General features: G+C 44.4%; 22 protein-coding genes. 11 read left to right on the top strand and 11 right to left on the bottom strand.

Annotated features, from left to right (window positions below):
• The first annotated feature begins 2 nt into the window (after nucleotides 1–2).
• The 7 genes from AB4167_RS06405 to nqrM all read left to right on the top strand — a co-directional run bounded on the left by AB4167_RS06405 (nucleotide 3) and on the right by nqrM (nucleotide 5,946).
• Nucleotides 3–1,247 carry an NADH:ubiquinone reductase (Na(+)-transporting) subunit B gene (locus tag AB4167_RS06405; protein WP_010439046.1) on the top strand — a complete coding sequence of 415 codons (1,245 nt, stop codon included), beginning with the start codon at nucleotides 3–5 and terminating at the stop codon, nucleotides 1,245–1,247.
• A complete protein-coding gene (locus tag AB4167_RS06400) occupies nucleotides 1,237–2,004 on the top strand; it encodes a Na(+)-translocating NADH-quinone reductase subunit C (protein WP_017059911.1) in 768 nt (255 codons plus the stop codon). Before AB4167_RS06405 ends, AB4167_RS06400 begins: the two co-directional genes overlap by 11 nt.
• Nucleotides 2,004–2,636, top strand: a complete 633-nt coding sequence (locus tag AB4167_RS06395) for an NADH:ubiquinone reductase (Na(+)-transporting) subunit D (RefSeq protein ID WP_008223083.1) — start codon at nucleotides 2,004–2,006, stop codon at nucleotides 2,634–2,636. The genes AB4167_RS06400 and AB4167_RS06395 overlap by 1 nt, the downstream gene beginning before the upstream one ends.
• 7 nt (nucleotides 2,637–2,643) lie before the next feature.
• Complete coding sequence (nqrE, locus tag AB4167_RS06390; RefSeq protein ID WP_009848375.1) at nucleotides 2,644–3,240, top strand: NADH:ubiquinone reductase (Na(+)-transporting) subunit E; 597 nt, start codon at nucleotides 2,644–2,646, stop codon at nucleotides 3,238–3,240.
• 29 nt (nucleotides 3,241–3,269) lie between these two features.
• Complete coding sequence (gene nqrF, locus AB4167_RS06385; protein WP_017059912.1) at nucleotides 3,270–4,496, top strand: NADH:ubiquinone reductase (Na(+)-transporting) subunit F; 1,227 nt, start codon at nucleotides 3,270–3,272, stop codon at nucleotides 4,494–4,496.
• Between the two features lie 174 nt (nucleotides 4,497–4,670).
• Nucleotides 4,671–5,675 carry an FAD:protein FMN transferase gene (locus AB4167_RS06380; RefSeq protein ID WP_017059913.1) on the top strand — a complete coding sequence of 335 codons (1,005 nt, stop codon included), beginning with the start codon at nucleotides 4,671–4,673 and terminating at the stop codon, nucleotides 5,673–5,675.
• 16 nt (nucleotides 5,676–5,691) lie between these two features.
• The gene (gene nqrM / locus AB4167_RS06375; RefSeq protein WP_009848378.1) at nucleotides 5,692–5,946 is read left to right on the top strand and encodes a (Na+)-NQR maturation NqrM; all 255 of its coding nucleotides are present in this window, start codon (nucleotides 5,692–5,694) and stop codon (nucleotides 5,944–5,946) included.
• Between the two features lie 135 nt (nucleotides 5,947–6,081).
• On the opposite strand, the gene AB4167_RS06370 is transcribed toward nqrM, so the two are convergent.
• A complete protein-coding gene (locus AB4167_RS06370; protein ID WP_017059914.1) occupies nucleotides 6,082–7,320 on the bottom strand; it encodes a response regulator in 1,239 nt (412 codons plus the stop codon).
• A gap of 162 nt (nucleotides 7,321–7,482) precedes the next feature.
• Here AB4167_RS06370 and dinB point away from each other — a divergent pair, with 162 nt between their 5' ends.
• Nucleotides 7,483–8,559 (top strand): DNA polymerase IV, encoded by a 1,077-nt coding sequence (dinB, locus tag AB4167_RS06365; protein WP_372136303.1) that lies wholly within the window; start codon nucleotides 7,483–7,485, stop codon nucleotides 8,557–8,559.
• A gap of 64 nt (nucleotides 8,560–8,623) precedes the next feature.
• On the opposite strand, the gene AB4167_RS06360 is transcribed toward dinB, so the two are convergent.
• A complete protein-coding gene (locus tag AB4167_RS06360) occupies nucleotides 8,624–10,558 on the bottom strand; it encodes an ATP-dependent DNA helicase RecQ (protein ID WP_017059916.1) in 1,935 nt (644 codons plus the stop codon).
• Between the two features lie 145 nt (nucleotides 10,559–10,703).
• Between AB4167_RS06360 and AB4167_RS06355 the strand changes: the two genes are divergently transcribed.
• The 3 genes from AB4167_RS06355 to AB4167_RS06345 all read left to right on the top strand — a co-directional run bounded on the left by AB4167_RS06355 (nucleotide 10,704) and on the right by AB4167_RS06345 (nucleotide 13,693).
• Complete coding sequence (locus AB4167_RS06355; RefSeq protein ID WP_017059917.1) at nucleotides 10,704–11,177, top strand: GreA/GreB family elongation factor; 474 nt, start codon at nucleotides 10,704–10,706, stop codon at nucleotides 11,175–11,177.
• 88 nt (nucleotides 11,178–11,265) lie between these two features.
• A complete protein-coding gene (locus AB4167_RS06350) occupies nucleotides 11,266–12,042 on the top strand; it encodes a YggN family protein (protein WP_372136302.1) in 777 nt (258 codons plus the stop codon).
• Nucleotides 12,043–12,331: 289 nt separating this feature from the next.
• Complete coding sequence (locus tag AB4167_RS06345) at nucleotides 12,332–13,693, top strand: sodium-dependent transporter (protein ID WP_017059919.1); 1,362 nt, start codon at nucleotides 12,332–12,334, stop codon at nucleotides 13,691–13,693.
• Nucleotides 13,694–13,897: 204 nt separating this feature from the next.
• Here the strand turns inward: AB4167_RS06345 and lipA are convergent, their stop codons facing one another.
• From lipA to rsfS, 9 genes are all read right to left on the bottom strand, one after another.
• Nucleotides 13,898–14,863, bottom strand: a complete 966-nt coding sequence (gene lipA, locus AB4167_RS06340; RefSeq protein WP_017064177.1) for a lipoyl synthase — start codon at nucleotides 14,861–14,863, stop codon at nucleotides 13,898–13,900.
• A gap of 4 nt (nucleotides 14,864–14,867) precedes the next feature.
• Entirely contained in the window at nucleotides 14,868–15,527 is a 660-nt protein-coding gene (lipB, locus tag AB4167_RS06335; RefSeq protein WP_017068510.1) for a lipoyl(octanoyl) transferase LipB, read from the bottom strand.
• A gap of 195 nt (nucleotides 15,528–15,722) precedes the next feature.
• Nucleotides 15,723–16,001, bottom strand: a complete 279-nt coding sequence (gene ybeD, locus AB4167_RS06330) for a DUF493 family protein YbeD (protein ID WP_026084358.1) — start codon at nucleotides 15,999–16,001, stop codon at nucleotides 15,723–15,725.
• A gap of 232 nt (nucleotides 16,002–16,233) precedes the next feature.
• Nucleotides 16,234–17,415, bottom strand: a complete 1,182-nt coding sequence (locus AB4167_RS06325; RefSeq protein WP_017068508.1) for a serine hydrolase — start codon at nucleotides 17,413–17,415, stop codon at nucleotides 16,234–16,236.
• A 93-nt stretch (nucleotides 17,416–17,508) separates the two neighbouring features.
• Nucleotides 17,509–18,348 (bottom strand): septal ring lytic transglycosylase RlpA family protein, encoded by an 840-nt coding sequence (locus tag AB4167_RS06320; protein ID WP_136974115.1) that lies wholly within the window; start codon nucleotides 18,346–18,348, stop codon nucleotides 17,509–17,511.
• Between the two features lie 3 nt (nucleotides 18,349–18,351).
• Nucleotides 18,352–19,473, bottom strand: a complete 1,122-nt coding sequence (gene rodA / locus AB4167_RS06315; protein ID WP_372136301.1) for a rod shape-determining protein RodA — start codon at nucleotides 19,471–19,473, stop codon at nucleotides 18,352–18,354.
• Entirely contained in the window at nucleotides 19,473–21,365 is a 1,893-nt protein-coding gene (mrdA, locus tag AB4167_RS06310) for a penicillin-binding protein 2 (protein ID WP_017068507.1), read from the bottom strand. The genes rodA and mrdA overlap by 1 nt, the downstream gene beginning before the upstream one ends.
• Nucleotides 21,366–21,371: 6 nt before the next feature.
• The gene (gene rlmH, locus AB4167_RS06305; protein ID WP_017068506.1) at nucleotides 21,372–21,842 is read right to left on the bottom strand and encodes a 23S rRNA (pseudouridine(1915)-N(3))-methyltransferase RlmH; all 471 of its coding nucleotides are present in this window, start codon (nucleotides 21,840–21,842) and stop codon (nucleotides 21,372–21,374) included.
• A 3-nt stretch (nucleotides 21,843–21,845) separates the two neighbouring features.
• The gene (rsfS, locus tag AB4167_RS06300; protein ID WP_004735247.1) at nucleotides 21,846–22,163 is read right to left on the bottom strand and encodes a ribosome silencing factor; all 318 of its coding nucleotides are present in this window, start codon (nucleotides 22,161–22,163) and stop codon (nucleotides 21,846–21,848) included.
• Nucleotides 22,164–22,222: the final 59 nt, after the last annotated feature.

The raw sequence follows: 22,222 nt of genomic DNA, 5'->3' as shown, positions 1-22,222 counted from the left end.
TCATGGGCCTTAAAAAGTTTATTGAAGACATCGAGCATCATTTTGAACCAGGTGGTAAACACGAAACGTGGTTTGCGCTTTACGAAGCTGCAGCAACACTTTTCTACACACCAGGTACAGTTACAAAGAAAAGCTCGCATGTCCGTGATAGCGTTGACTTAAAACGTATCATGATCATGGTTTGGCTTGCGGTATTCCCAGCAATGTTCTGGGGTATGTACAACGCAGGTGGTCAAGCTATTGCAGCACTAAACCACATGTATTCAGGTGCAGAACTAGTTTCTATCATTGATGGTAACTGGCACTACTGGCTAACCGAAATGCTTGGAGCCTCCTTAGGAGCCGATGCAGGTTGGGGCAGTAAGATGCTCTTGGGTGCGACTTACTTCTTACCTATCTACGCGACGGTCTTTATCGTTGGTGGTTTCTGGGAAGTACTGTTCTGTATGGTGCGTAAGCACGAAGTTAACGAAGGTTTCTTTGTTACTTCTATCTTGTTCGCGCTTATTGTTCCGCCAACACTTCCTCTATGGCAAGCTGCACTAGGTATTACCTTCGGTGTTGTTGTTGCTAAAGAGATTTTTGGTGGTACGGGTCGTAACTTCCTAAACCCTGCACTTGCTGGCCGTGCGTTCCTATTCTTTGCATACCCTGCTCAGATTTCTGGTGACGTAGTTTGGACTGCAGCTGATGGTTTCTCTGGTGCAACAGCGCTTAGCCAATGGGCTCAAGGCGGTGGTAGCGCGCTAATGAACACGGTATCTGGTGAGACGATCACTTGGATGGACGCATTCATTGGTAACATTCCAGGTTCTATCGGTGAAGTATCAACGCTTGCACTTATGATCGGTGCTGCAATGATCGTATACATGGGCATTGCTTCATGGCGCATCATTGCTGGTGTTATGATCGGTATGATTGCTGTATCAACATTGTTTAATGTGATCGGTTCTGACACTAACGCAATGTTCAGCATGCCTTGGCACTGGCACCTAGTTCTAGGTGGCTTCGCATTTGGTATGTTCTTCATGGCAACAGACCCTGTATCAGCGTCATTTACCAATGGTGGTAAGTGGTGGTACGGCATCCTAATCGGCGCAATGTGTGTAATGATTCGTGTAGTTAACCCTGCATACCCAGAAGGCATGATGCTTGCGATTCTATTCGCAAACCTATTTGCTCCTCTGTTTGACCACGTTGTAATCGAGAAGAACATTAAGCGGAGACTAGCGCGCTATGGCAAGTAATAACGATAGCATTAAAAAGACGCTGTTTGTTGTTATCGCATTGAGCCTAGTGTGCTCAATCATCGTTTCAACAGCTGCAGTTGTTCTTAAACCTAAGCAACAAGCTAACGCGGTTCTAGATCAGCAAACTAAGATCCTTGAAGTTGCGGGCATTGAACTTGCGGGTAATATCCCTGAACTGTACGCAGAGAACATTGAACCTCGTCTAGTTGATTTCGCTACTGGCGATTTCGTTGACGGCGATGCTGCTGCATACGACCAACGTAAAGCGGCAAAAGATCCAGCTCAGTCAATCAAGCTTTCAGCTGAAGATGACATCGCTAAGATCCTTCGTCGTGCTAACACGGGTACTGTATACCTTGTGAAAGATGGCGCTGAAACTTCTAAAGTTATCATCCCTGTTCACGGTAACGGTCTATGGTCAATGATGTACGCATTCGTTGCGGTAGAAACTGATGGCAACACAGTTTCTGGTATCACTTACTACGAGCAAGGTGAAACTCCTGGACTTGGTGGTGAAGTTGAGAACCCATCTTGGCGCGCTCAATTCGTTGGTAAGAAATTATTCGACGAAAACCACAAACCTGCTATTCAGGTTGTTAAAGGTGGCGCTCCTCAAGGTTCTGAGCACGGTGTAGATGGCCTTTCTGGTGCAACACTGACTAGCGTTGGTGTTCAACATACATTTGACTTCTGGTTAGGTGATATGGGCTTTGGTCCGTTCCTAGCAAAAGTTCGTGACGGAGGTCTGAACTAATGTCTAGTGCAAAAGAAATTAAAAAGAGCATCTTAGCGCCGGTGTTGGACAACAACCCAATCGCGCTACAGGTTCTTGGTGTGTGTTCTGCTCTTGCGGTAACCACTAAGCTAGAAACAGCATTTGTTATGACTATCGCGGTAATGTTCGTTACTGCTCTGTCTAACTTCTTCGTTTCTTTGATCCGTAACCACATTCCTAACAGTGTGCGTATCATCGTTCAGATGGCAATTATCGCATCACTAGTAATCGTGGTAGACCAAGTGCTTAAAGCATACCTATACGATATCTCTAAGCAGCTATCTGTATTCGTAGGCCTAATCATTACTAACTGTATTGTAATGGGTCGTGCTGAAGCATTCGCAATGAAGTCTGCGCCAATCCCATCTCTAATCGATGGTCTTGGTAACGGTCTTGGTTACGGTTTCGTTCTTATCACTGTTGGTTTCTTCCGTGAGCTTCTAGGCTCTGGCAAACTATTTGGTATGGAAGTACTACCTCTAGTGAGCAACGGTGGTTGGTATCAGCCAAACGGCTTGATGCTTCTAGCACCTTCTGCATTCTTCCTAATTGGTTTCTTGATTTGGGCAATTCGTGTGTTCAAACCAGAACAAGTAGAAGCGAAGGGGTAAGGTAGTCATGGAACATTATATTAGTCTGCTAGTTAAATCGATTTTCATCGAAAACATGGCGCTTTCTTTCTTCCTAGGTATGTGTACATTCCTAGCGGTATCTAAGAAAGTTAAAACTTCTTTTGGTCTTGGTGTTGCGGTAGTTGTAGTACTTACAATCGCTGTTCCTGTAAACAACCTTGTTTACACACACATCCTGAAAGAAAACGCGCTTGTTGAAGGTGTAGATTTAAGTTTCCTTAACTTCATCGCATTCATCGGTGTTATCGCGGCACTTGTACAAATCCTAGAGATGGTTCTAGACCGTTTCTTCCCACCTTTGTACAACGCACTAGGTATCTTCCTTCCACTGATCACAGTTAACTGTGCAATCTTTGGTGGTGTATCTTTCATGGTAACTCGTGACTACAACTTTGCTGAATCTGTTGTTTACGGCTTCGGTTCTGGTGTGGGTTGGATGTTAGCTATCGTTGCTCTTGCGGGTATCCGTGAGAAGATGAAGTACTCTGACGTACCTCCAGGTCTTCGTGGCCTTGGTATCACGTTCATTACTGTTGGTCTGATGGCGTTAGGCTTTATGTCTTTCTCTGGTGTTCAACTGTAGGGTAAGCACCCAGTAATAAGGAATAACAAATGTTTAGTATTATTCTTGGCGTAGCGATGTTTACCATTATTGTACTGGCTCTAGTACTAGTGATTCTTTTCGCTAAGTCTAAGTTAGTACCATCAGGTGACATCACTATTTCAGTAAACGGCGACCCTGAAAAGGCGATCGTTACTCAACCTGGTAGCAAGCTACTTGGTGCCCTGGCTGGCGCTGGTATCTTCGTATCTTCTGCTTGTGGTGGCGGTGGCTCTTGTGGTCAGTGTCGTGTAAAAGTTAAGTCTGGTGGTGGCGACATCCTTCCAACTGAACTTGATCACATCACAAAAGGTGAAGCTCGCGAAGGCGAACGTCTTGCATGTCAAGTTGCTATGAAAACTGACATGGAGATTGAACTAGACGAAGATATCTTTGGTGTTAAAAAGTGGGAATGTACTGTTATCTCGAATAACAACGAAGCTACTTTCATCAAAGAACTTGCTCTAGCGATCCCTGAAGGTGAAGAAGTTCCGTTCCGCGCGGGTGGTTACATTCAGATTGAAGCTGAACCACATCACGTGAAATACGCAGATTACGATATTCCTGAGGAATACCGTGGTGACTGGGATAAGTTCAACTTGTTCCGTTATGAGTCTATCGTTAAAGAGCATTCGATCCGTGCTTACTCTATGGCTTCATACCCAGAAGAGAAAGGCATCATCAAGCTTAACGTGCGTATCGCAACTCCGCCGCCAAACAACCCTGACGTAGCTCCTGGTGTTATGTCTTCATACATCTGGTCTCTTAAAGAAGGCGACAAATGTACTATTTCTGGTCCATTTGGTGAGTTCTTTGCTAAAGACACAGACAACGAAATGGTATTCATCGGTGGTGGTGCAGGTATGGCGCCTATGCGTTCTCATATCTTCGACCAACTTAAGCGTCTTAAGTCTACTCGTAAGATGTCTTACTGGTATGGCGCGCGTTCTAAGCGTGAGATGTTCTACATTGAAGATTTCGATGGCCTAGCGGCTGCAAACGAAAACTTCGTGTGGCACTGTGCACTGTCTGATCCTCAACCAGAGGACAACTGGGACGGTTACACTGGTTTCATCCACAACGTACTTTACGAAAACTACCTGAAGGATCACGAAGCTCCTGAAGATTGTGAGTACTACATGTGTGGTCCACCGATGATGAACGCTGCTGTTATCGGCATGCTGAAAGATCTTGGTGTAGAAGATGAAAACATCCTACTAGATGACTTCGGTGGTTAATCCACTTAAGTGATTGATATTATGGCTGACTCCTACGAGTCAGCCATTTGTTTTTCTAAGACAGCTTTTGACAACATACTGGCTTATATAAGAAAGAGTAAGGCATTCAAAATACCTATTTTTTACTCTTATTTTTCCTTATATGAATCCTCAACATTAGACAGGAGTAAGCAAGTGAGAATTTGGCTTGTTGCATTAACTTCTTTGATTTTTCTTGCGGGCTGTGAGCAGTCAAGAGAGCAAGTGCATTTGAGTGGCCCAACGATGGGCACGAGTTACAATATTAAATACATCAATGGTGATGAATTTCCTGAGTCTAATGAAGTTCATACAGAGATCGATCGTCTACTTGAAGAAGTAAACGACCAGATGTCGACTTACCGTGAAGATTCCGAATTAAGCCGTTTCAACCAGCATAAAGGTGCGGATGCGTTCGAAGTATCTGAGCAAACAGCGACGGTTGTGAAAGAAGCGATTCGTTTGAACGGTCTTACTGAAGGAGCTCTGGATGTAACGGTTGGTCCGTTAGTTAACTTATGGGGTTTTGGTCCTGAAGCTCGTCCTGAAGTTGTGCCATCAGATGAAGAGCTGGCGGCTCGCAAGGCTAAGATTGGTATCCATCATCTTAGTGTTGAAGGCAACATGTTGAAGAAAGACCTACCTAACCTGTATGTCGATCTATCCACGATTGCAAAAGGTTGGGGTGTTGACGTCGTCGCTGACTACCTTGATTCTATCGGTATTCACAACTACATGGTTGAAGTCGGTGGCGAAATTCGTCTGAAAGGTTTAAACCGTGAGAACGTGGGCTGGCGTATCGCGATTGAGAAACCAAGCGTTGATGAGCGTAATATCCAAGAGATCATCGAGCCGGGTGATATGGCTATCGCAACCTCTGGTGATTACCGTAACTATTTTGAACGTGATGGTGTTCGTTACTCACACATCATCAACCCTGAAACAGGAAAGCCTCTTCACCATAAAGTGGTTTCTGTGACTGTTTTAAACCCGTCTTCAATGACTGCAGACGGCTTATCTACGGGCCTTATGGTCTTAGGTGAGGAAAAAGGAATGGAAGTCGCAAACCAACATAACATCCCAGTGTTCATGGTGGTAAAAACAGCAGATGGCTTTAAAGAAATTGCTTCTGAAGCATTTAAGCCATACTTAGGTAAATAAGGTAAGCGAGATAATTATGAATACATTTCTGATTACATTTGGTGTTTTTCTTGCAGTAATCGCAGCGATGTCAATTGGCTACATTATCCAAAAGAAAGTTGTGAAAGGTAGCTGTGGCGGTTTGGGTGCTGTTGGTATTGATAAAGTATGTAACTGCCCTGAACCTTGTGACGCGCGTAAGAAGCGTGAAGCACGTGAAGCTTACCGTGAAGAGAAGCTGGCTGAGCGTCAACAAAAAGAAGCGGCTTGGAGTAAAGACCGTATCGCTTAATTGGTGACAGTCATAGGGGATAGAGTTATCTATGCCCTCAAATTGAAAAGCTCAAGATTATCGTCTTGAGCTTTTTTAGTTTTGAGGTCTAGCAATTAATCTTGGTATACCAAAAATGGAAACAGAGGCGAATGACTATTGTTCGATTTGCATGCTGTTACGCGCAAACACTAGTTGGTTTCTACCTTGCTCTTTTGCCGTATAAAGAAGCTCATCAGCGGCTTTGATCTGCTCATCTAGCTTCGCGTCTAAATCGGTTACGCCGATACTGATACTGACCTTGATTCTTTGAGAGTCATGCTCAACAACATGGCTTTCAATGGCTTCTCTCATGGACTCTAAGTTGTCAACAAAGCTTTCAAATGCGCCGCACGACTGAATACAAAACTCTTCGCCACCAAAGCGCACAGCGACATCGTCTTTGAAATGATCTTTGATTATTTTCCCTACATCGATCAGCACGGCATCACCACCATCGTGTCCAAAGGTATCATTCACTTTCTTAAAGAAGTCGATGTCCATCATCGCGATGTTTCGTTGATCGCAGCCTTTACAAGGATGATTGAACAGGTAGCGACGATTCCATAAGCCAGTAAGAGCATCCTCGTTGGCATGTCGAAATAGCTCATTAGCCGCTTCTTTCATATCAAGCAGCTGATGGATACGGCAGAAAAACTCTTCTTGGTTAAAAGGTTTGTAAAGGAAATCGTTGGCACCCGCTTTAAGGAATCGCGCTGTCATAGTGCGATCATCACTCCCGGATAATCCTAGAATGGCCAACTGGTTTCTGTCGTGATCGCGTCGAATCTCACGGATCATCGCTATACCGTCTTTCTTCGGCATATCATGGTCTGTAACAACGAATGTAATATCAGGGTCGTTATGAAGAAGCTTTAATGCTTGTTCGCCATCTTCGGCTTGGATTGTTTGGATATATTGGTGTTCTAGAAGTTGAACTATGTAACGGCGAACGACCGCTGAATCATCGACAACCAGTGCTTTGTGGTGGCGATTATTCGAAATTCTTTGAACTAGAGGGAGTAGGTAGCTTACTGACGACATACTGTCTTTAAGTATGTAATCGATAACGCCTTTGGCTAGGACTTGCTCTCGCAGTTGATTGTCGAACATCCCGGTCAGGACAATGATTTTCTGTTGATAGCCTAAGACGAGATCAATGATCTCGCCGTCTTGGCCGTCAGGTAAACAGTAGTCGAGGACTGCACACAAGAAATCCGTTTCTTGCTCTAAGATCGCTTTGGCTTCTTCTACAGATTCCGCCAACGCAACTTCATAGCCATCGTTCTTAAATTGTTGGTAAAGATAGTTTCTGAATGCGCGACTATCCTCTACCACTAGTATTTTTTCACTCAAAAGCTATCCCTACTTATAGACTAAATACTCCTAACAATACTATCAGAATAGTGGGCGGCGAATGAAGTGAAACCTGTTGAGCTGGACTCCAGATCATTTTAAATCTGAGAATAATTGATTATACTGTTCATAGATACAGTTGTAAGGTTGAGTTATTTCCAAATGTGCAGTTCGGACCAAGAGAAAGTCAGAAAAATAATCCATGTCGATATGGATTGTTTTTACGCGGCTGTAGAAATGCGTGATAACCCTGCTTACCGAAATCGCCCGTTAGCTGTTGGTGGGCATGAAAAGCAACGCGGCGTTTTGAGCACCTGTAATTATGAAGCCCGCAAGTTTGGTGTTCGCTCTGCAATGCCTACCGGAAAGGCCCTACAGCTTTGTCCTAATCTATTGGTTGTGCCGGGAAGAATGTCGGTCTATGTCGAGATATCTAAAAAGATCCGTGAAATCTTCTCTCGATACACATCAATCATTGAACCACTTTCCTTGGATGAAGCTTTCCTTGATGTCACCGATTCTAAGCGGTGTCACGGTTCAGCAACACTTATTGCCGAGTCTATTCGCCGTGATATTTGGAACGAACTGAACCTGACAGCTTCTGCTGGTATTGCACCGATTAAATTCTTGGCGAAAGTGGCCTCGGATCTGAATAAGCCCAATGGTCAGTTTGTTATACCTCCACAGGACGTTCAATCAGTGATTGATGAGCTGCCACTTGAAAAGATTTCTGGTGTCGGCAAGGTGAGCATTGAAAAGCTGCATCAAGCGGGTTTCTTTACTTGTAAGGATATCAAAGAGTCTGACTATCGAGACCTCCTACTCAAGTTTGGCCGTCAAGGTGCATCACTCTGGAAGCGCAGTCATGGCATTGATGATCGAGAAGTTATCATCGAGCGCGAGCGAAAATCGGTAGGCGTAGAGCGCACCTTCACTCAAAATATTTCAACTTACGCTGAATGTTGGCAGGTAATCGAAGACAAGCTATTTCCTGAACTCGAGACTCGCTTAGAAAAGGCTAGTCCAAGCAAAGCGATCATCAAGCAGGGCATTAAGCTCAAGTTCGCCGACTTTCAACAAACCACGATTGAACACATCCATGCCTCTCTCGATCGTGAACACTTCAAAGAGCTGCTTAGTGAAATACTGAAAAGACAACAGGGGCGAGAAATACGCCTGCTTGGTTTAAGCGTAATGCTGCAACCTAAAGACCAAATGCGTCAGTTGAGCTTCTTTTAAAGATAATGAGTGAGATGAATACCGACTACGCTTCATAGCCTAGTCGGTTTTTTATAAGTAAGAATTACCTAGGAAGTTGTTTTACTCGCGCTAAGGTATCACTGAACGGTTGCTGCTCTAGCTTGCCATAACCGACCATTTTACTGGCTTTGAGTTTGGTTGAAAGCGGGGTGGCGATTCCACATAAGAAGCGAGTAATTGCCTCGTCGGTAATCAGTTGTTGGCTAGCCGAAATAAACTCATGTATCCATGTCATCACCGTCTCATCATCGATAGGTTCAACATCAACGGTTGGTAAGATTGCCACTTCTCCTCGACATACAGAGCAGTGACCGCAGTTTGTTGGTGCTTTATCATCGGCAAAATAACTCGCAAGGCGTGAGCTTAGGCAAGTATCTGCCTCAAAGAAATTCAGCATTTGGTTAAGGCGGTTTATCTCGCTGTTTTCTTTTGCTTTAAACAACTCAGTTAGACGCTCTGACAGTTGCATCATATCTTCAGAAGTATTGTGGATCGCGTAGACATCGGTGATCTGCTTGCTTTCTAGTTCAATCCAACCTTGTTCATTGAAGTAGTCGATAGCCGCAATCACACGCTGACGATCGGCTTGGAAGTGTGTCCAAAGCGCATCGAAGTCGACTTGGCACCACACTCTTGCTTGAGGAGAGCATTGGAAAATCGCTTCGACAAATTGACGACGTTCACTTTGAAATTGCTCTGTGATCTGCTGTTTCGGACGAATGAACTTAAATTTGTAGTCTGCGAAGTAGCTGTACTTGGGCTCAATCACACCTTCAATTTCGAGATACACCAGTAGTGTTTTTAGCGGTAACTGACGAATGTTGGATTCACGTGATAGTTGATTAAGCATGATCTCCCATTGATTCGAGCCAGAAGCGCCAATGTTTTGATTTTCGTAGATCTCTTTTAATACCGCTTGGATCGATATGTTGTCTGGCGTATCACCAAAAACGAAGTTCTCGAGTGTGCTTAAACCGTGTTTGTTAGCCAGTAAAATACATTCAGACGCTTGCCCATCTCGACCAGCTCTGCCGATCTCTTGTGAGTAGTTTTCGATCGATTTTGGTAAGTCAAAGTGAATCACTCGGCGAATGTTGGACTTATCCACGCCCATACCAAACGCGATAGTTGCGACGATACAGCTCACGTCATCATTCATGAATTGGTGTTGAATAGCATCTCTATTTTCAGGCTTAAGACCCGCATGGTAAGCCACTGCATTAACGCCAGCATTGCGAAGCTGCTGAGCCACCATCTCTGCCGTTTGTTGAAGGGTGACATAAACAATAGTCGGAGCGAGAGAAGCTTGGTTAACCACATTGCACAAGGTTTCTAGCTTACTGGTTTGTTCACAAGGTTGAATCGACAGATCGAGATTTTGACGATAGAAACCCGTAACCACAACGCGCTCCTCATCAATTTCAAACTTTGACTTCATATCTTGGATAACCGCTGTAGTCGCAGTGGCTGTCAGTAGTAGAACCTGAGGAATATTGAGCTGTTTTTGGTATTGAGGAAGCTTCAGGTAGTCGGGTCTGAAGTTGTGTCCCCATTCTGAAATACAGTGCGCTTCATCGACCACAAGCAGTGAGATCGACACTTGGGAGATAAACTGACGAAAGCGTTCGTTCTTCAAGCGCTCGACGGAGATCATGAGGATCTTGGTGTCACCGTTACGCACTGACTGCATAACCTGTTGTGTGGTTTGTCGGTCTTGGCTTGATTCGATTGCCGCTGCGCTAATGCCTTTACTGTGCAGGAAAGCGAGTTGGTCTTTCATCAAGGCTAACAGTGGCGATATCACCAAGGTTAAGTGCGGTAACTCTAATGCTGGTAATTGATAGCACAGCGATTTACCTGAGCCTGTCGGGAATATCGCGGCAGTCGAGTGACCAGATAGAACGTTATCAATGACTTGCTTTTGCCCATTGCGCAGTGAGTCGAATCCGAATACTTGTTTTAGCTTCTGCTCAATCATTTATGTTCTACCTGAGTTATTAAGTGTCGTATTGATGCTAAAGCGGGCGCCTATTCATGATAGCGTCGCTTGATGAATCAAATGTCTTGCACCTGATTGTACCTAATTCTATTCTGTAGCTCCTATAGAAAAGCACCCCAATAGTATGAATAAGTCTGAGCTTCGCCAAATAATCATAGAGCAACTCGAATCCCGATTACGTATCGCACAATCTGCGACTCAGCGTGCGATTGATGCTGCGACCGATGAAGAGACTGTGCCTGAACATAAGTACGATACATTGGCATTAGAAGCTTCGTATCTCGCCCATGGTCAAGCGGTGAGGGTACAAGAGTGTGAAGACGATATTCAGTGTTATCGTAACTTAGTGTTGCGTGATAGCGAGAAGGTTACGGTGAGCAGTTACGTTGTGGTCATTGACGAGCATGATCAATATAAACACTTTTTTATGGGGCCGAGAGTCGGCGGACTTTCTGTCACGTGGAATGAGAATGAGATTGCCATCGTGACGGCAAATGCACCTTTTGGCCAGGCTCTAATGGGTAAAGAAGTTGGTGATGAGATTGAGTTTAAGGTCGCAGATAAACAGTTTTGCTACGAAGTTATCTCTATCGACTAACTAACTGACTAATAGATATAAAACGTTTCTCTGACAAAGGAGCATATACCAAGGGTATAGTAATCTGTCAGATTGATGAGAGGATGTTATGAAAAACAATGTATTTATGAAAAACAGTGTATTAATTGCATCACTAACAGCGGTTATCGCTGTTGTGAGCTTGCCAACGTTTGCTGCTCAGTGTCGAGTTGATTTGAAGAATGAACTACGAATTGATGACCAAAAAGTCGAAATCCATCAAGTGAATGGTGATACGGCCGTTTTTGATGATAACAACGACCTCTATATTCATGGTGAGAAGGTTGAGCTTGATGCCGACCAACAAGCGGCGATTGAGAAATATCGCGAAAACATGAGTGAGTACTTACCTCGAGCGAAACAAATGGCCAACGATAGCTTAGCGTTAGCCAATGACGTGATTGATGATATCGCGGCTAGCCTGGATTCACCTGAGTCATTTGATAATGTAAAAGAATCAATGAAAACCTACTTTGCAGAACTGGAAGCGCGTTATTACAAAGATGGCGAATTAGTGTTGCCTGCAGAAAGCTTTGATTCGATGGCCAATGGCTGGTCTGAAGATTTCGAGAAGGCGAAAGAAATCTTTAACCAAGAATTTATCTCTAGCGCTTTTAATGCGATGTCAGAAAAAATGAAACAAGATGGTGGCCTAAACCTGACTGAATTGGCTGACAGTATGGCTGAATTAAAGCTGAAAGTTGAAGAGCGAATGAAAGAACACTCTCAACAAGTGAAAGAGGAAGCGAATGAGTTCTGTGATTCTCTTGATGAGATGGCGGAACAAGAGCAAGAGCTGCATGAAATCATTCCGAATCTAAAGGACTATCAAGTATTCACGATCTAATCTGAATTAACTGATGAATCACAAGAGCACCGTTTGGTGCTCTTTTTGTTTGTATAAATGGAACCATACGGCGAGTATTTATCTCTATTTAATCCATTTCCTTCTCAAGCCTTCCATTTCGCTTTGTTGTTTCTAATTGAACGATAAGACTGGTTTTTTGTTAATTTTGTTGTTCTAAATAGCGCATTGATTGTAAAAATCAGAGAATTGTTCATTTATTGGTTGTGCCTATCATTGCTTTTTATTACTGTACTTCTCAACTAGTTCACTGATTTTTAATGCGGGCGATATGGACCAACAATCTTCCTCTTCAAGAGAGCACTTTAGCTCTCGTTTAGGCTTTATTTTAGCAGCGGCTGGTGCAGCGGTTGGCTTGGGTAATATTTGGGGTTTCCCGACTCAAGTTGCCAGCAACGGTGGCGGTGCTTTCCTTTTGGTCTATTTGATCATGATCTTCGTGGTTGCTTTCCCTATGCTGGTGGTTGAGATGGCTATAGGCCGTCACGGCCAAGCAAACCCAGTTGATAGCATGCGATCTTTGACGACAAACCCTTTGGGTAAGAAAGTCGGTGAGTTTGTCGGTTGGGTTGGACTGAGTGTACCAAGCGCAGTGTTGGCGTTTTACAGTATTGTTGGTGGCTGGTTGATCTGTTTCCTAATTGGTGCGGTCGCGGATCTTATCGGCCTAGAAGCGATTGCGGATTGGTTTAAGGGCTTCAGTGTTGAGCGCAACGTATTTGGTACCGTCGCGTTCTATGTACTGACTATCTTGATTGTGCAGGGCGGTGTTAAGCAAGGCATCGAGAAATGGTCGACTCGTTTGATGCCTGCGCTGTTTGTTTTATTTGGCTTATTGTTTGTTTACATCATGACGCAATCTGGCGCGATGGAAGGCCTAAAACATTACCTTATTCCAGACTTTGAGAAAGTGTGGGATAGAAAACTGATTCTGGCGGCAATGGGACAGGGGTTCTTCTCACTCACTATTGGCGGTTGCTCGATGTTGGTTTATGGCTCTTACTTAAGCAAGAAAGAGAACCTACCAAAAATGGCGATGAACGTAACTCTGGTGGATACTGCTGTCGCTTTTATTGCTGGATTAGTGGTGATGCCAGCAATGTTTGTTGCGATGCAAAAAGGCGTTCAAATCTACGCTGAAGACGGCTCACTATTAAGCTCTGACACTCTAGTATTCACGGTTTTGCCGTTGATGTTTGATAGTTTAGGTGTGCTTGGACAGATCTTTGCGATTGTGTTCTTTTTACTACTAACGATTGCTGCACTGACTTCTTCGATTTCGATGCTTGAAGGCCCGGTTGCGCTAGTGAGTGAGCGTTTCAATACTAGACGAACGCCAACAAGCTGGGTGATTGGTGGTGCTATCGCGCTGTTTAGTGTGGTGATTGTTTACAACTTTGCTGCGATGTTTGGCATGGTAGCGATGATTGCAACTCAGTATCTTCAACCAGTCGCTGCACTGATGTTCTGTGTGTTTGGTGGTTGGGTATGGAGCCGAGCTTCAAAAGTGAAAGAGCTTGAACAAGGCAGTCCTGATTTTCAACTTGGTTGGTTTGGTAAGGTTTGGCCAATGTATGTGAAGTTTGTGTGCCCAATTTTGGTAGCAACGGTTATCTGGGCATCTTTCGGTTAATGCAGAACCCTATCTGGGCTTTTTGAAATTACCTCCTCTGAACTTGAAATATTAAGCACAAAGCCACTCATAAAGAGTGGCTTTGTTGTTTTTATATAAAGCTTAGTGGCACGAAATATAAAGCTATAGCGGCACGAACAAGATAGAAAAAAGGCGCTGAACATAATATTCAGCGCCTTTGCATTGTTCGCTAAGCAATCGTGATTACTTAATTTCCATACCTTGAGCTTGCAAGTCCGCATGGTAAGAAGAACGTACAAACGGGCCACACGCTGCGTGAGTAAAGCCTAGCTCTAGAGCAATCTCTTTCAGCTCATCGAACTCAGAAGGCGGCACGTAGCGTTCTACTGGTAAGTGGTGACGGCTTGGTGCTAGGTATTGACCTAGTGTCAGCATAGTCACACCATGTTCGCGAAGGTCTTTCAGTACTTGAACGATCTCTTCTTTTGTCTCGCCAAGACCCATCATCACACCTGATTTTGTTGGGATATCAGGGTGCTGCTCTTTGAATTTCTTCAGTAGATCAAGAGACCACTTGTAGTTCGCACCTGGACGCGCTTTACGGTATAGACGTGGCGCTGTCTCTAGGTTGTGGTTGAAAACATCTGGCGGGTTGTCTTTCATTAGGTCAAGCGCAACGTCCATACGACCGCGGAAGTCTGGAACCAGTGTTTCGATACGAATATTTGGGTTGAGTTCGCGAATCTCACGGTTACAGTCAGCAAAGTGCTGAGCACCGCCGTCACGCAAGTCATCACGGTCAACTGAAGTGATTACAACGTACTTCAGTTTCATGTCTTGAATTGTTTTAGCCAGTTTCTTCGGCTCTTCAGCTTCAGGAGCAACAGGACGACCATGGGCAACATCACAGAACGGGCAGCGACGAGTACAGATAGCGCCAAGAATCATAAACGTTGCCGTACCGTGGTTGAAACACTCGGCTAGGTTAGGGCAAGACGCTTCTTCACAAACTGAGTGCAGGTTGTTTTTACGCATTGCTGATTTGATTTCTTGAATACGATGGCTGTCTGAAGGAAGTTTAATCTTCATCCATTCAGGCTTACGTAGAACTTCTTTCTGTTCAGCAGGCATATTCTTTACGGGAATTAATGCCATTTTGTCAGCGTCACGATATTTAACGCCTTTTTCCATTTGGATTGGTTTGCTCATGATTTTATGCTTCTGCTGTAATGTTACTGGTGGCTTGAATGTCTACTTGGTCATAGCCGAGTAGCTCTACGAGCTCTTGTATTAACTGTTGCTCAACGTTTTCTAGTTCACTTGGTCCGCCGAGTTGGCTTACCTGCGCCATTTCCATACCTTGGTAACCACATGGGTTAATACGTAGGAATGGAGACAGGTCCATATCGACGTTGAGTGCTAACCCGTGGAACGAGCAGCCACGTCGAATACGTAATCCAAGTGAACAGATTTTCTTGCCATCGACATAAACACCAGGAGCGTCAGGTCGGGCAGCTGAATCTATATTGTAAGCTTTCAGAGTATTGATTACGAGGTTCTCGATATGAGTAACCAAATCACGTACTCCGAATTTCTTGCGGCGGATGTTAATCAGAAAGTAAGCCACTAATTGGCCTGGGCCGTGGTAAGTCACTTGGCCACCGCGATCGCTTTGTATTACAGGGATATCACCGGCATTTAATACATGCTCAGCTTTGCCTGCTTGTCCTTGAGTGAAGACAGGGTTGTGTTCAACCAACCAAACTTGGTCTAGGTCTTCTTCCGTGCGTTCGTCTGTGAACTTATGCATGGCTTTCCATACAGGTTCGTAATCCTGACGGCCTAATTTTTTTACGATTAGCTTATTTTGCAAAGCTGCACTCCCTCAAGGATTAATAAAGTGAACGCATTATAAACGCGAAACATGATTCTAACTACAGACGGACTGCAAGGTTTTTCAACTTTCTTTGTATTTATTGAAAATTAAGTTGAATGAATTTGAGCTAGATAGGGTGCTTTAAACAAAAACAGCGGCAATAAGCCGCTGTTTTTCATGTGTAATCGGAGATTACAGAACCATACGAACGATTTCGATCTCGCCCAGTTCTTTATAAAGAGTTTCTACTTGCTCAATTGAAGTCGCAGTAATATTGATAGAAACAGAGTGGTAGTTACCTTTCGCACTTGGTTTTAGCGTTGGGCTGTAGTCACCAGGAGCATGACGCTGGATCACTTCTAGTACTAGCTCAGTCAGTTCTGGCTTAGCGTGGCCCATTACTTTGTAAGTGAATGAACAAGGGAACTCTAAGAGGTCTTTTAGTTTTGCATCAGAATTGATGTTCATGATTAGCTCCAAAAGGCTAGACTCTCGCAAATTGGCGAAATGTCGATAAAAAGCGTGTTCGGTCAACAGACACGAGTAATAATGCGGAATATTACGTGTAAATATCGCCGAACTCAAGATCAACAAAAGCCGCACATGGCGGCTTTTGGTTCGCTAATGAGTAAATCATGAACTTACTCATTAGGTTAACTATACAACAAGCTTAGGTTTTACCTAGAACAAACCTTTGGCTTGTTTAGAATAAACCCTTGAACAGAAGAACTAGGTAGTCCCATAGACGGCTGAATAGGCTGCCTTGGTCTACATCTTCAAGTGCTAGTAGTGGGTATTCAGCAACGTCTTCACCGTCTACTTGGTAGAATAGTTTACCAACCACATCGCCTTTGCTGATTGGCGCTTCTAGCTCTTTCTCAAGAACGAAGCTTGCCTTCAGGTTCTTAGCTTGACCACGAGGTAGCGTTACGAAAGTATCTTCGTCGACACCCAGTGCAACTGTGTCCTTGCTACCCATCCAGATCTTCTCTTCTACGAAGGTTTCACCGGCTGTGTGTGGTGCCACTGTTTCAAAGAAGCGGAAGCCGTAGCTAAGCAGTTTTTTGCTTTCTGTTTTACGAGCATTCGCATTCTTGGTGCCCATAACTACAGCCACTAGGCGCATTTTGCCTTCTGTCGCTGAGCTTACTAGGCTGTAACCTGCATTGCTTGTGTGGCCCGTTTTGATGCCATCAACGTTCATGCTCTTATCCCATAACAGACCGTTACGGTTGTATTGGGTGATGCCGTTGTATGTGAATTTCTTCTCTGAGTAGATACGGTACTCGTCTGGTACGTCGCGAATCAGCGCCTGACCAAGTAGCGCCATATCGTAAGGCGTTGAGTATAGGTTCGGGTTGTCTAGACCGTGCACGTTAGCAAAGTGCGTGTCTTTCATGCCGATAGAGCTTGCCCAAGCGTTCATTAGGTCAACGAATGCATCTTCAGAGCCAGCGATGTGTTCAGCCATAGCAACACATGCGTCGTTACCTGATTGAATGATGATACCGCGGTTTAATTCTTCAACTTTAACCGTAGTGCCTACTTCAACGAACATCTTAGATGAATCTGGGAAGTTTTTAGCCCAAGCATTTTCACTGATTACAACATCGTCGTTTAGGTTGATGTTGCCACGGTCGAGCTCTTGGCCGATCACGTAGCTCGTCATCATCTTGGTTAAACTTGCTGGAGAAAGCTGAGTATTCATCTCTTTCTCTGCTAGTACTTTGCCTGAATGGTAATCCATCAGAACAAAACCTTTAGCGGCGATTTGAGGTGCATCAGGAACAACAATAGGAGCGGCGAATGACGATGTAGCTATCGTTGCAGAAAGAGCAACAGAAGTAGCAAAAATCGATTTAACAAGTTTATTAGATTTAATCATTTTGAATGCAATTATTTGGTGAACTATTCATATATTAACAGAATCACTCTGTCACACCAGAGCGCTGATTACCAGAAGTAACTGTTAGATTAATTAGCGAGTTAGGGTGTGTTTTTTTATATAAGCTGACGGGTAACCCATTAACTTAACTTGTTCTAATTTCTCTTGAGTCAGAGCATAGTCATGAAATGGCCCAATCATCAGACGGTAGTTGTCATCATTTGGCTGCAAGAACGTTGCTACTTCTAGCTTTTCGGCTAGATCTTTCGCTAACTTCTCTGTTCTATCTTCATGTGGAGATGTTGCGACTTGAATAATAAATTGCGGTAAAGCAGCCTTTTTATTTGCGTCGGTTGGCATAGCCACAGTAATGACTTCAATCTCAACATTTGCCGTGCCGGTTCTCAACACATCGAGCTTGTAAGCTGCCGCATAACTAAGGTCAATGATTCGGCCTTCATGGAATGGGCCGCGGTCATTGATACGAACAATCGTCGTTTTGTTATTGTCGGTATTCGTCACTTTTACATAGCTTGGAATTGGCAATGTTTTGTGCGCCGCAGACATCGAATACATGTCATAGATCTCGCCGTTAGACGTTAAGTGACCATGAAATTTCTTACCGTACCAAGAGGCTTTGCCTTTCTCAGTAAACCCTTCGGTCTTCTTTACGATCTTGTAGTCTTCGCCACGTAAAGTGTAATCCGTGTTACCACCTAAACTATAAGGTTCATACTGAGGGTGAGCATCCTCGAGATGCTCTACTGAGATAGGTGCGTCTGGTGCAATATCTGAATCAATATCGTAGCGCCCTGTTGGCTGCTTTGAAGAACAACCATTGATTAAAATCGCTAGCCCTAAGATAGAGGCTATTTTTTTGATTGGCAGCTCATCAACCAAGGATGCTTTTTTTGGAAACGTTGTAATAGACATCGATTAGGTCGCCTTTGAGAATGCTTTTCTGTGTGTATGGATCGACATTAAAATACCAAAACCAGCCATAAGGGTAACCATTGAAGTACCACCATAACTGACTAAAGGAAGAGGAACACCAACCACAGGTAGAATGCCACTTACCATGCCAATGTTTACAAAAATATAAACGAAGAAGCTCAGTACAATACTGCCGCCCATCATTCGACCGAATGCGGTTTGAGCTTGGCTCGCAAGCACTAAGCCACGTCCAATAATAAACAGGTAGATAGCAAGCAAGAACAAGATACCAATCATGCCCCCCTCTTCGGCGATGACCGCAAAAATGAAGTCGGTGTGGCGCTCTGGAATGAATTCTAATTGAGATTGAGTGCCTTGCAGCCAACCTTTTCCTGATATACCACCCGAACCTATCGCAATCTTACTTTGAATGATGTGGTAACCCGCACCTAATGGATCTGATTCAGGATCAAAAAGGGTTCTAACACGCACTTTTTGATATTCACGCATCAAGAAGAACCATAGGATTGGGATAAATGCCCCTAATGCGATTGCGGCGCTAGCAATGATTTTCCAACTGATACCAGCCAGGAATATCACGAAGATACCAGATGCGGCGATAAGGATAGATGTACCTAGGTCAGGCTGCTTTGCGATTAGAATCGTCGGTACAAACACCATCACTAGCGAGATCGCTAATGTTTGGAATGTTGGTGGAAGTGAGCGCTTACCGATAAATCGTGCCAGCATCAAAGGCACCGCGAGCTTTAATAGCTCTGACGGTTGGAATCGAACAAAGCCGAAGTTTAACCAACGCTGGGCGCCTTTAGAGGCTTCACCAAAGAACAACACGCCCAATAGCAAGATGACACCACCTACAAATAGCAGTGGTGCCAAGGTTTCATAAGTACGAGGTGAGATTTGCGCTAGGAAGATCATCACACCTAAAGACAGAGCCATGCGCATCGCCTGGCGGTCCATCATCGCAAGGCTTTGTCCGCTTGCGCTGTACATGATCAGCAGGGCAAAGCCCATTAAAACCAGAATGCCGAGCAATAGCGGCAGGTCGATATGCAGCCTTTCGAATAGGGCTCTATTTCGTCCAGTTGAAGGATCAAGTTTCATTATTTAATTGGCTCACTTTGATAATCTTCTGCAAGGATAATATGGTCTAAAATCCTTCTTACTACTGGGCCGCCGTTAGAAGAACCGCCACCTGCGTTCTCTAGAACGATAGTCACGACGGCTTCAGGATCTTCAAAAGGCGCGTAACCCGTAAAGAGGGCGTGATCGCGTAAGTGCTCTGCGATTTCATCCGCGTTGTACTCTTCATCTTCTTTTAAGCCGAATACCTGCGCGGTACCCGATTTACCAGCGGTTTGGTAAGACATTTTCTGGAATGAACGTCTTGCCGTGCCTTTTTTACCGTGGTTAGCCAGCCTCATACCTTCCTGAGCGATATCCCAATACTTCTTCTTAACCCCGGTTAGCGGTGGGTAAGTTTCAATGTCCGACATGATTTGTTCATCGAATGGACGACCGTTATCAATGGTTGAACGAAGTAGGTGAGGTGCGGTTACTTCACCTTCATTGACCAAAACTGATGTGGCTTTTGCAATCTGCATAGGTGTTGCAGTCCAGTAGCCCTGTCCAATACCAACTGGAATAGTATCACCTTGATACCAAGGCACACGGTGTCTGGCCATCTTCCAATCACGAGTTGGCATATTGGCTTTGCTTTCTTCGTAGATATCGATGCCAGTATAATCACCAAAGCCGAACATCATCATCCATTTGGATATGCGATCAATGCCGAGATCATAAGCAATTTGGTAAAAGAAGGTATCCACCGACTCTTCAATCGCTTTTTCTATATCCACGACACCGTGTCCCCAACGCAACCAGTCACGGAATGGTCTCGTTTTTGAGTTTGGTATCTTCCAATAGCCTGGGTCATTGCGCGTAGTGTTTGGTGTAATAACACCTTCTTGCAGAGCAGCAACAGCAATGAAGGGTTTGATCGTCGATGCTGGTGGGTAAATCCCTAGCGTGGCACGGTTAACCAAAGGGCGGTTTTTGTCTTGAAGTAGCGCGTTATAGCCTTTAGACGAGATACCATGCACGAATGCGTTTGGGTCGTAGCTTGGGCTCGATACCATGGCTAACACGCCATTGTCTTTCGGATCGAGAACGATAGCTGAACCACGGCGGCCATCAAGTAACTTATGTACGTATAGCTGTAGCTTGATATCTAAGTTAAGTACGATATCTTTGCCTGGAACCGAAGGGACAAATTTGAGGGTACGAATCACTCGTCCACGACTGTTAACTTCGACTTCTTGGTAGCCAGCTGTACCGTGCAACATATCTTCGTAATAACGCTCAATACCCAACTTACCGATATCACGTGTAGCTTGGTAATTGGCGTCTTTTTCTTCTCGCATCAAGCGCTGCATATCACGGTCATTGATGCGCGATACATAGCCTATTACGTGAGTGAGCACATCACCGTAAGGGTAGAAACGCTTCAAAGTTCCCGTAACTTCAACACCTGGGAATTTGTGTTGGTTTACAGAGAAGACGGCAACTTGTTCTTCAGACAGTTGATTAAGAATAGGTACTGATTTAAAGCGTCGTGAATTACGACGATCACGATTAAAGCGCTCGATACGCTCTGGCGGGATCTCAATTAATGCTTGCAGACGAGCAAGCGTGTCATCCATATCTTTAATTTTTTCGGGTATGATTTCTAGATTGAAAACAGGACGGTTTTCGGCAAGAAGTATACCGTTGCGATCGTAAATCAAACCACGGTTAGGGGCGATCGGAACGACCTTGATACGGTTGTCGTTAGAACGAGTTTTATAGTCTTGGTATTGATTGACCTGAATGTTGTACAGGTTAACAACCAACATCGACATCATGACTATGATCCCCGCAAACGCAACAAAAGCACGGCTAGTAAATAGTCGTGCTTCTGCTTTGTAATCGCGGATTTGGCTACGTTTACGTAACATTAACGCTTATTCTCGATGATAAGGGTGGTTAGCAGTGATGCTCCAAGCTCGATACAAGCTTTCAGCCATGATAACGCGTACTAATGGGTGAGGGAGAGTAAGCGCAGACAGAGACCAACTTTGGTCTGCGGCCGCTTTACATGCAGGTGCTAATCCTTCAGGCCCGCCAATTAGGATAGATACGTCACGTCCATCCAGCTTCCAACTTTCTAATTGCTCAGCAAGTTGAGGTGTATCCCACTTTCTACCTGGGATATCGAGCGTGACAATACGGTTGCCTTTTGGAACTGCAGCCAGCATCGCTTCACCTTCTTTTTGAAGAATGCGTGCAATATCTGCATTTTTACCGCGCTTTCCTGCAGTAATTTCAATGAGCTCTAATGGCATATCGTGAGGGAAGCGGCGTTTGTATTCTTGAAACCCTTCTTCAACCCACTTTGGCATTTTTGTGCCAACTGCGATTAACTGGATCTTCAAAGCTTAGCCCCAAAGTTTTTCTAGTTGGTACAGCTCACGATGCTCTTCTTGCATAACGTGAAGCATGCTTGTGCCCATATCTAGAACAACCCATTCACCTTCTTGTTGGCCGTCCATACCTAGAGGTTGCATACCCGCTTTACGCACTTCATCAGCAACATGCTGTGCAATAGAGGCAACATGGCGTTTAGAGGTGCCAGTACAAACAATCATGTAATCAGTAACGCTTGATTTGCCTTCTACATCGATAGTTACAATCGATTCTGCTTTCATGTCGTCGGCTTTGTCTGCAAGAAAATCTTTTAGTTCTTCACGTAACACTGGGTGTTCCTTTAATCTGAATTTAGCTTTGTTTAGGGCTTGTTGACCCTAGAATATAA

This window comes from Vibrio sp. 10N.286.49.E11 (genome assembly GCF_041469505.1).
GTDB lineage: Bacteria > Pseudomonadota > Gammaproteobacteria > Enterobacterales > Vibrionaceae > Vibrio > Vibrio crassostreae_C.
Note: the sequence above shows the minus strand (reverse complement) of the source record. Positions and strands in the feature narration are given on the sequence as shown.

Coding starts and splice junctions, on each gene's coding strand:
- AB4167_RS06325 (WP_017068508.1), bottom strand. CDS start 17,415: ATGATTAAATCTAATAAACTTGTTAAATCGATTTTTGCTACTTCTGTT.
- AB4167_RS06320 (WP_136974115.1), bottom strand. CDS start 18,348: ATGTCTATTACAACGTTTCCAAAAAAAGCATCCTTGGTTGATGAGCTG.
- AB4167_RS06345 (WP_017059919.1), top strand. CDS start 12,332: ATGGACCAACAATCTTCCTCTTCAAGAGAGCACTTTAGCTCTCGTTTA.
- AB4167_RS06400 (WP_017059911.1), top strand. CDS start 1,237: ATGGCAAGTAATAACGATAGCATTAAAAAGACGCTGTTTGTTGTTATC.
- AB4167_RS06360 (WP_017059916.1), bottom strand. CDS start 10,558: ATGATTGAGCAGAAGCTAAAACAAGTATTCGGATTCGACTCACTGCGC.
- rodA (WP_372136301.1), bottom strand. CDS start 19,473: ATGAAACTTGATCCTTCAACTGGACGAAATAGAGCCCTATTCGAAAGG.
- AB4167_RS06405 (WP_010439046.1), top strand. CDS start 3: ATGGGCCTTAAAAAGTTTATTGAAGACATCGAGCATCATTTTGAACCA.
- nqrE (WP_009848375.1), top strand. CDS start 2,644: ATGGAACATTATATTAGTCTGCTAGTTAAATCGATTTTCATCGAAAAC.
- AB4167_RS06350 (WP_372136302.1), top strand. CDS start 11,266: ATGAAAAACAATGTATTTATGAAAAACAGTGTATTAATTGCATCACTA.
- AB4167_RS06355 (WP_017059917.1), top strand. CDS start 10,704: ATGAATAAGTCTGAGCTTCGCCAAATAATCATAGAGCAACTCGAATCC.
- AB4167_RS06395 (WP_008223083.1), top strand. CDS start 2,004: ATGTCTAGTGCAAAAGAAATTAAAAAGAGCATCTTAGCGCCGGTGTTG.
- dinB (WP_372136303.1), top strand. CDS start 7,483: ATGTGCAGTTCGGACCAAGAGAAAGTCAGAAAAATAATCCATGTCGAT.
- lipA (WP_017064177.1), bottom strand. CDS start 14,863: ATGAGCAAACCAATCCAAATGGAAAAAGGCGTTAAATATCGTGACGCT.
- nqrF (WP_017059912.1), top strand. CDS start 3,270: ATGTTTAGTATTATTCTTGGCGTAGCGATGTTTACCATTATTGTACTG.
- mrdA (WP_017068507.1), bottom strand. CDS start 21,365: ATGTTACGTAAACGTAGCCAAATCCGCGATTACAAAGCAGAAGCACGA.
- nqrM (WP_009848378.1), top strand. CDS start 5,692: ATGAATACATTTCTGATTACATTTGGTGTTTTTCTTGCAGTAATCGCA.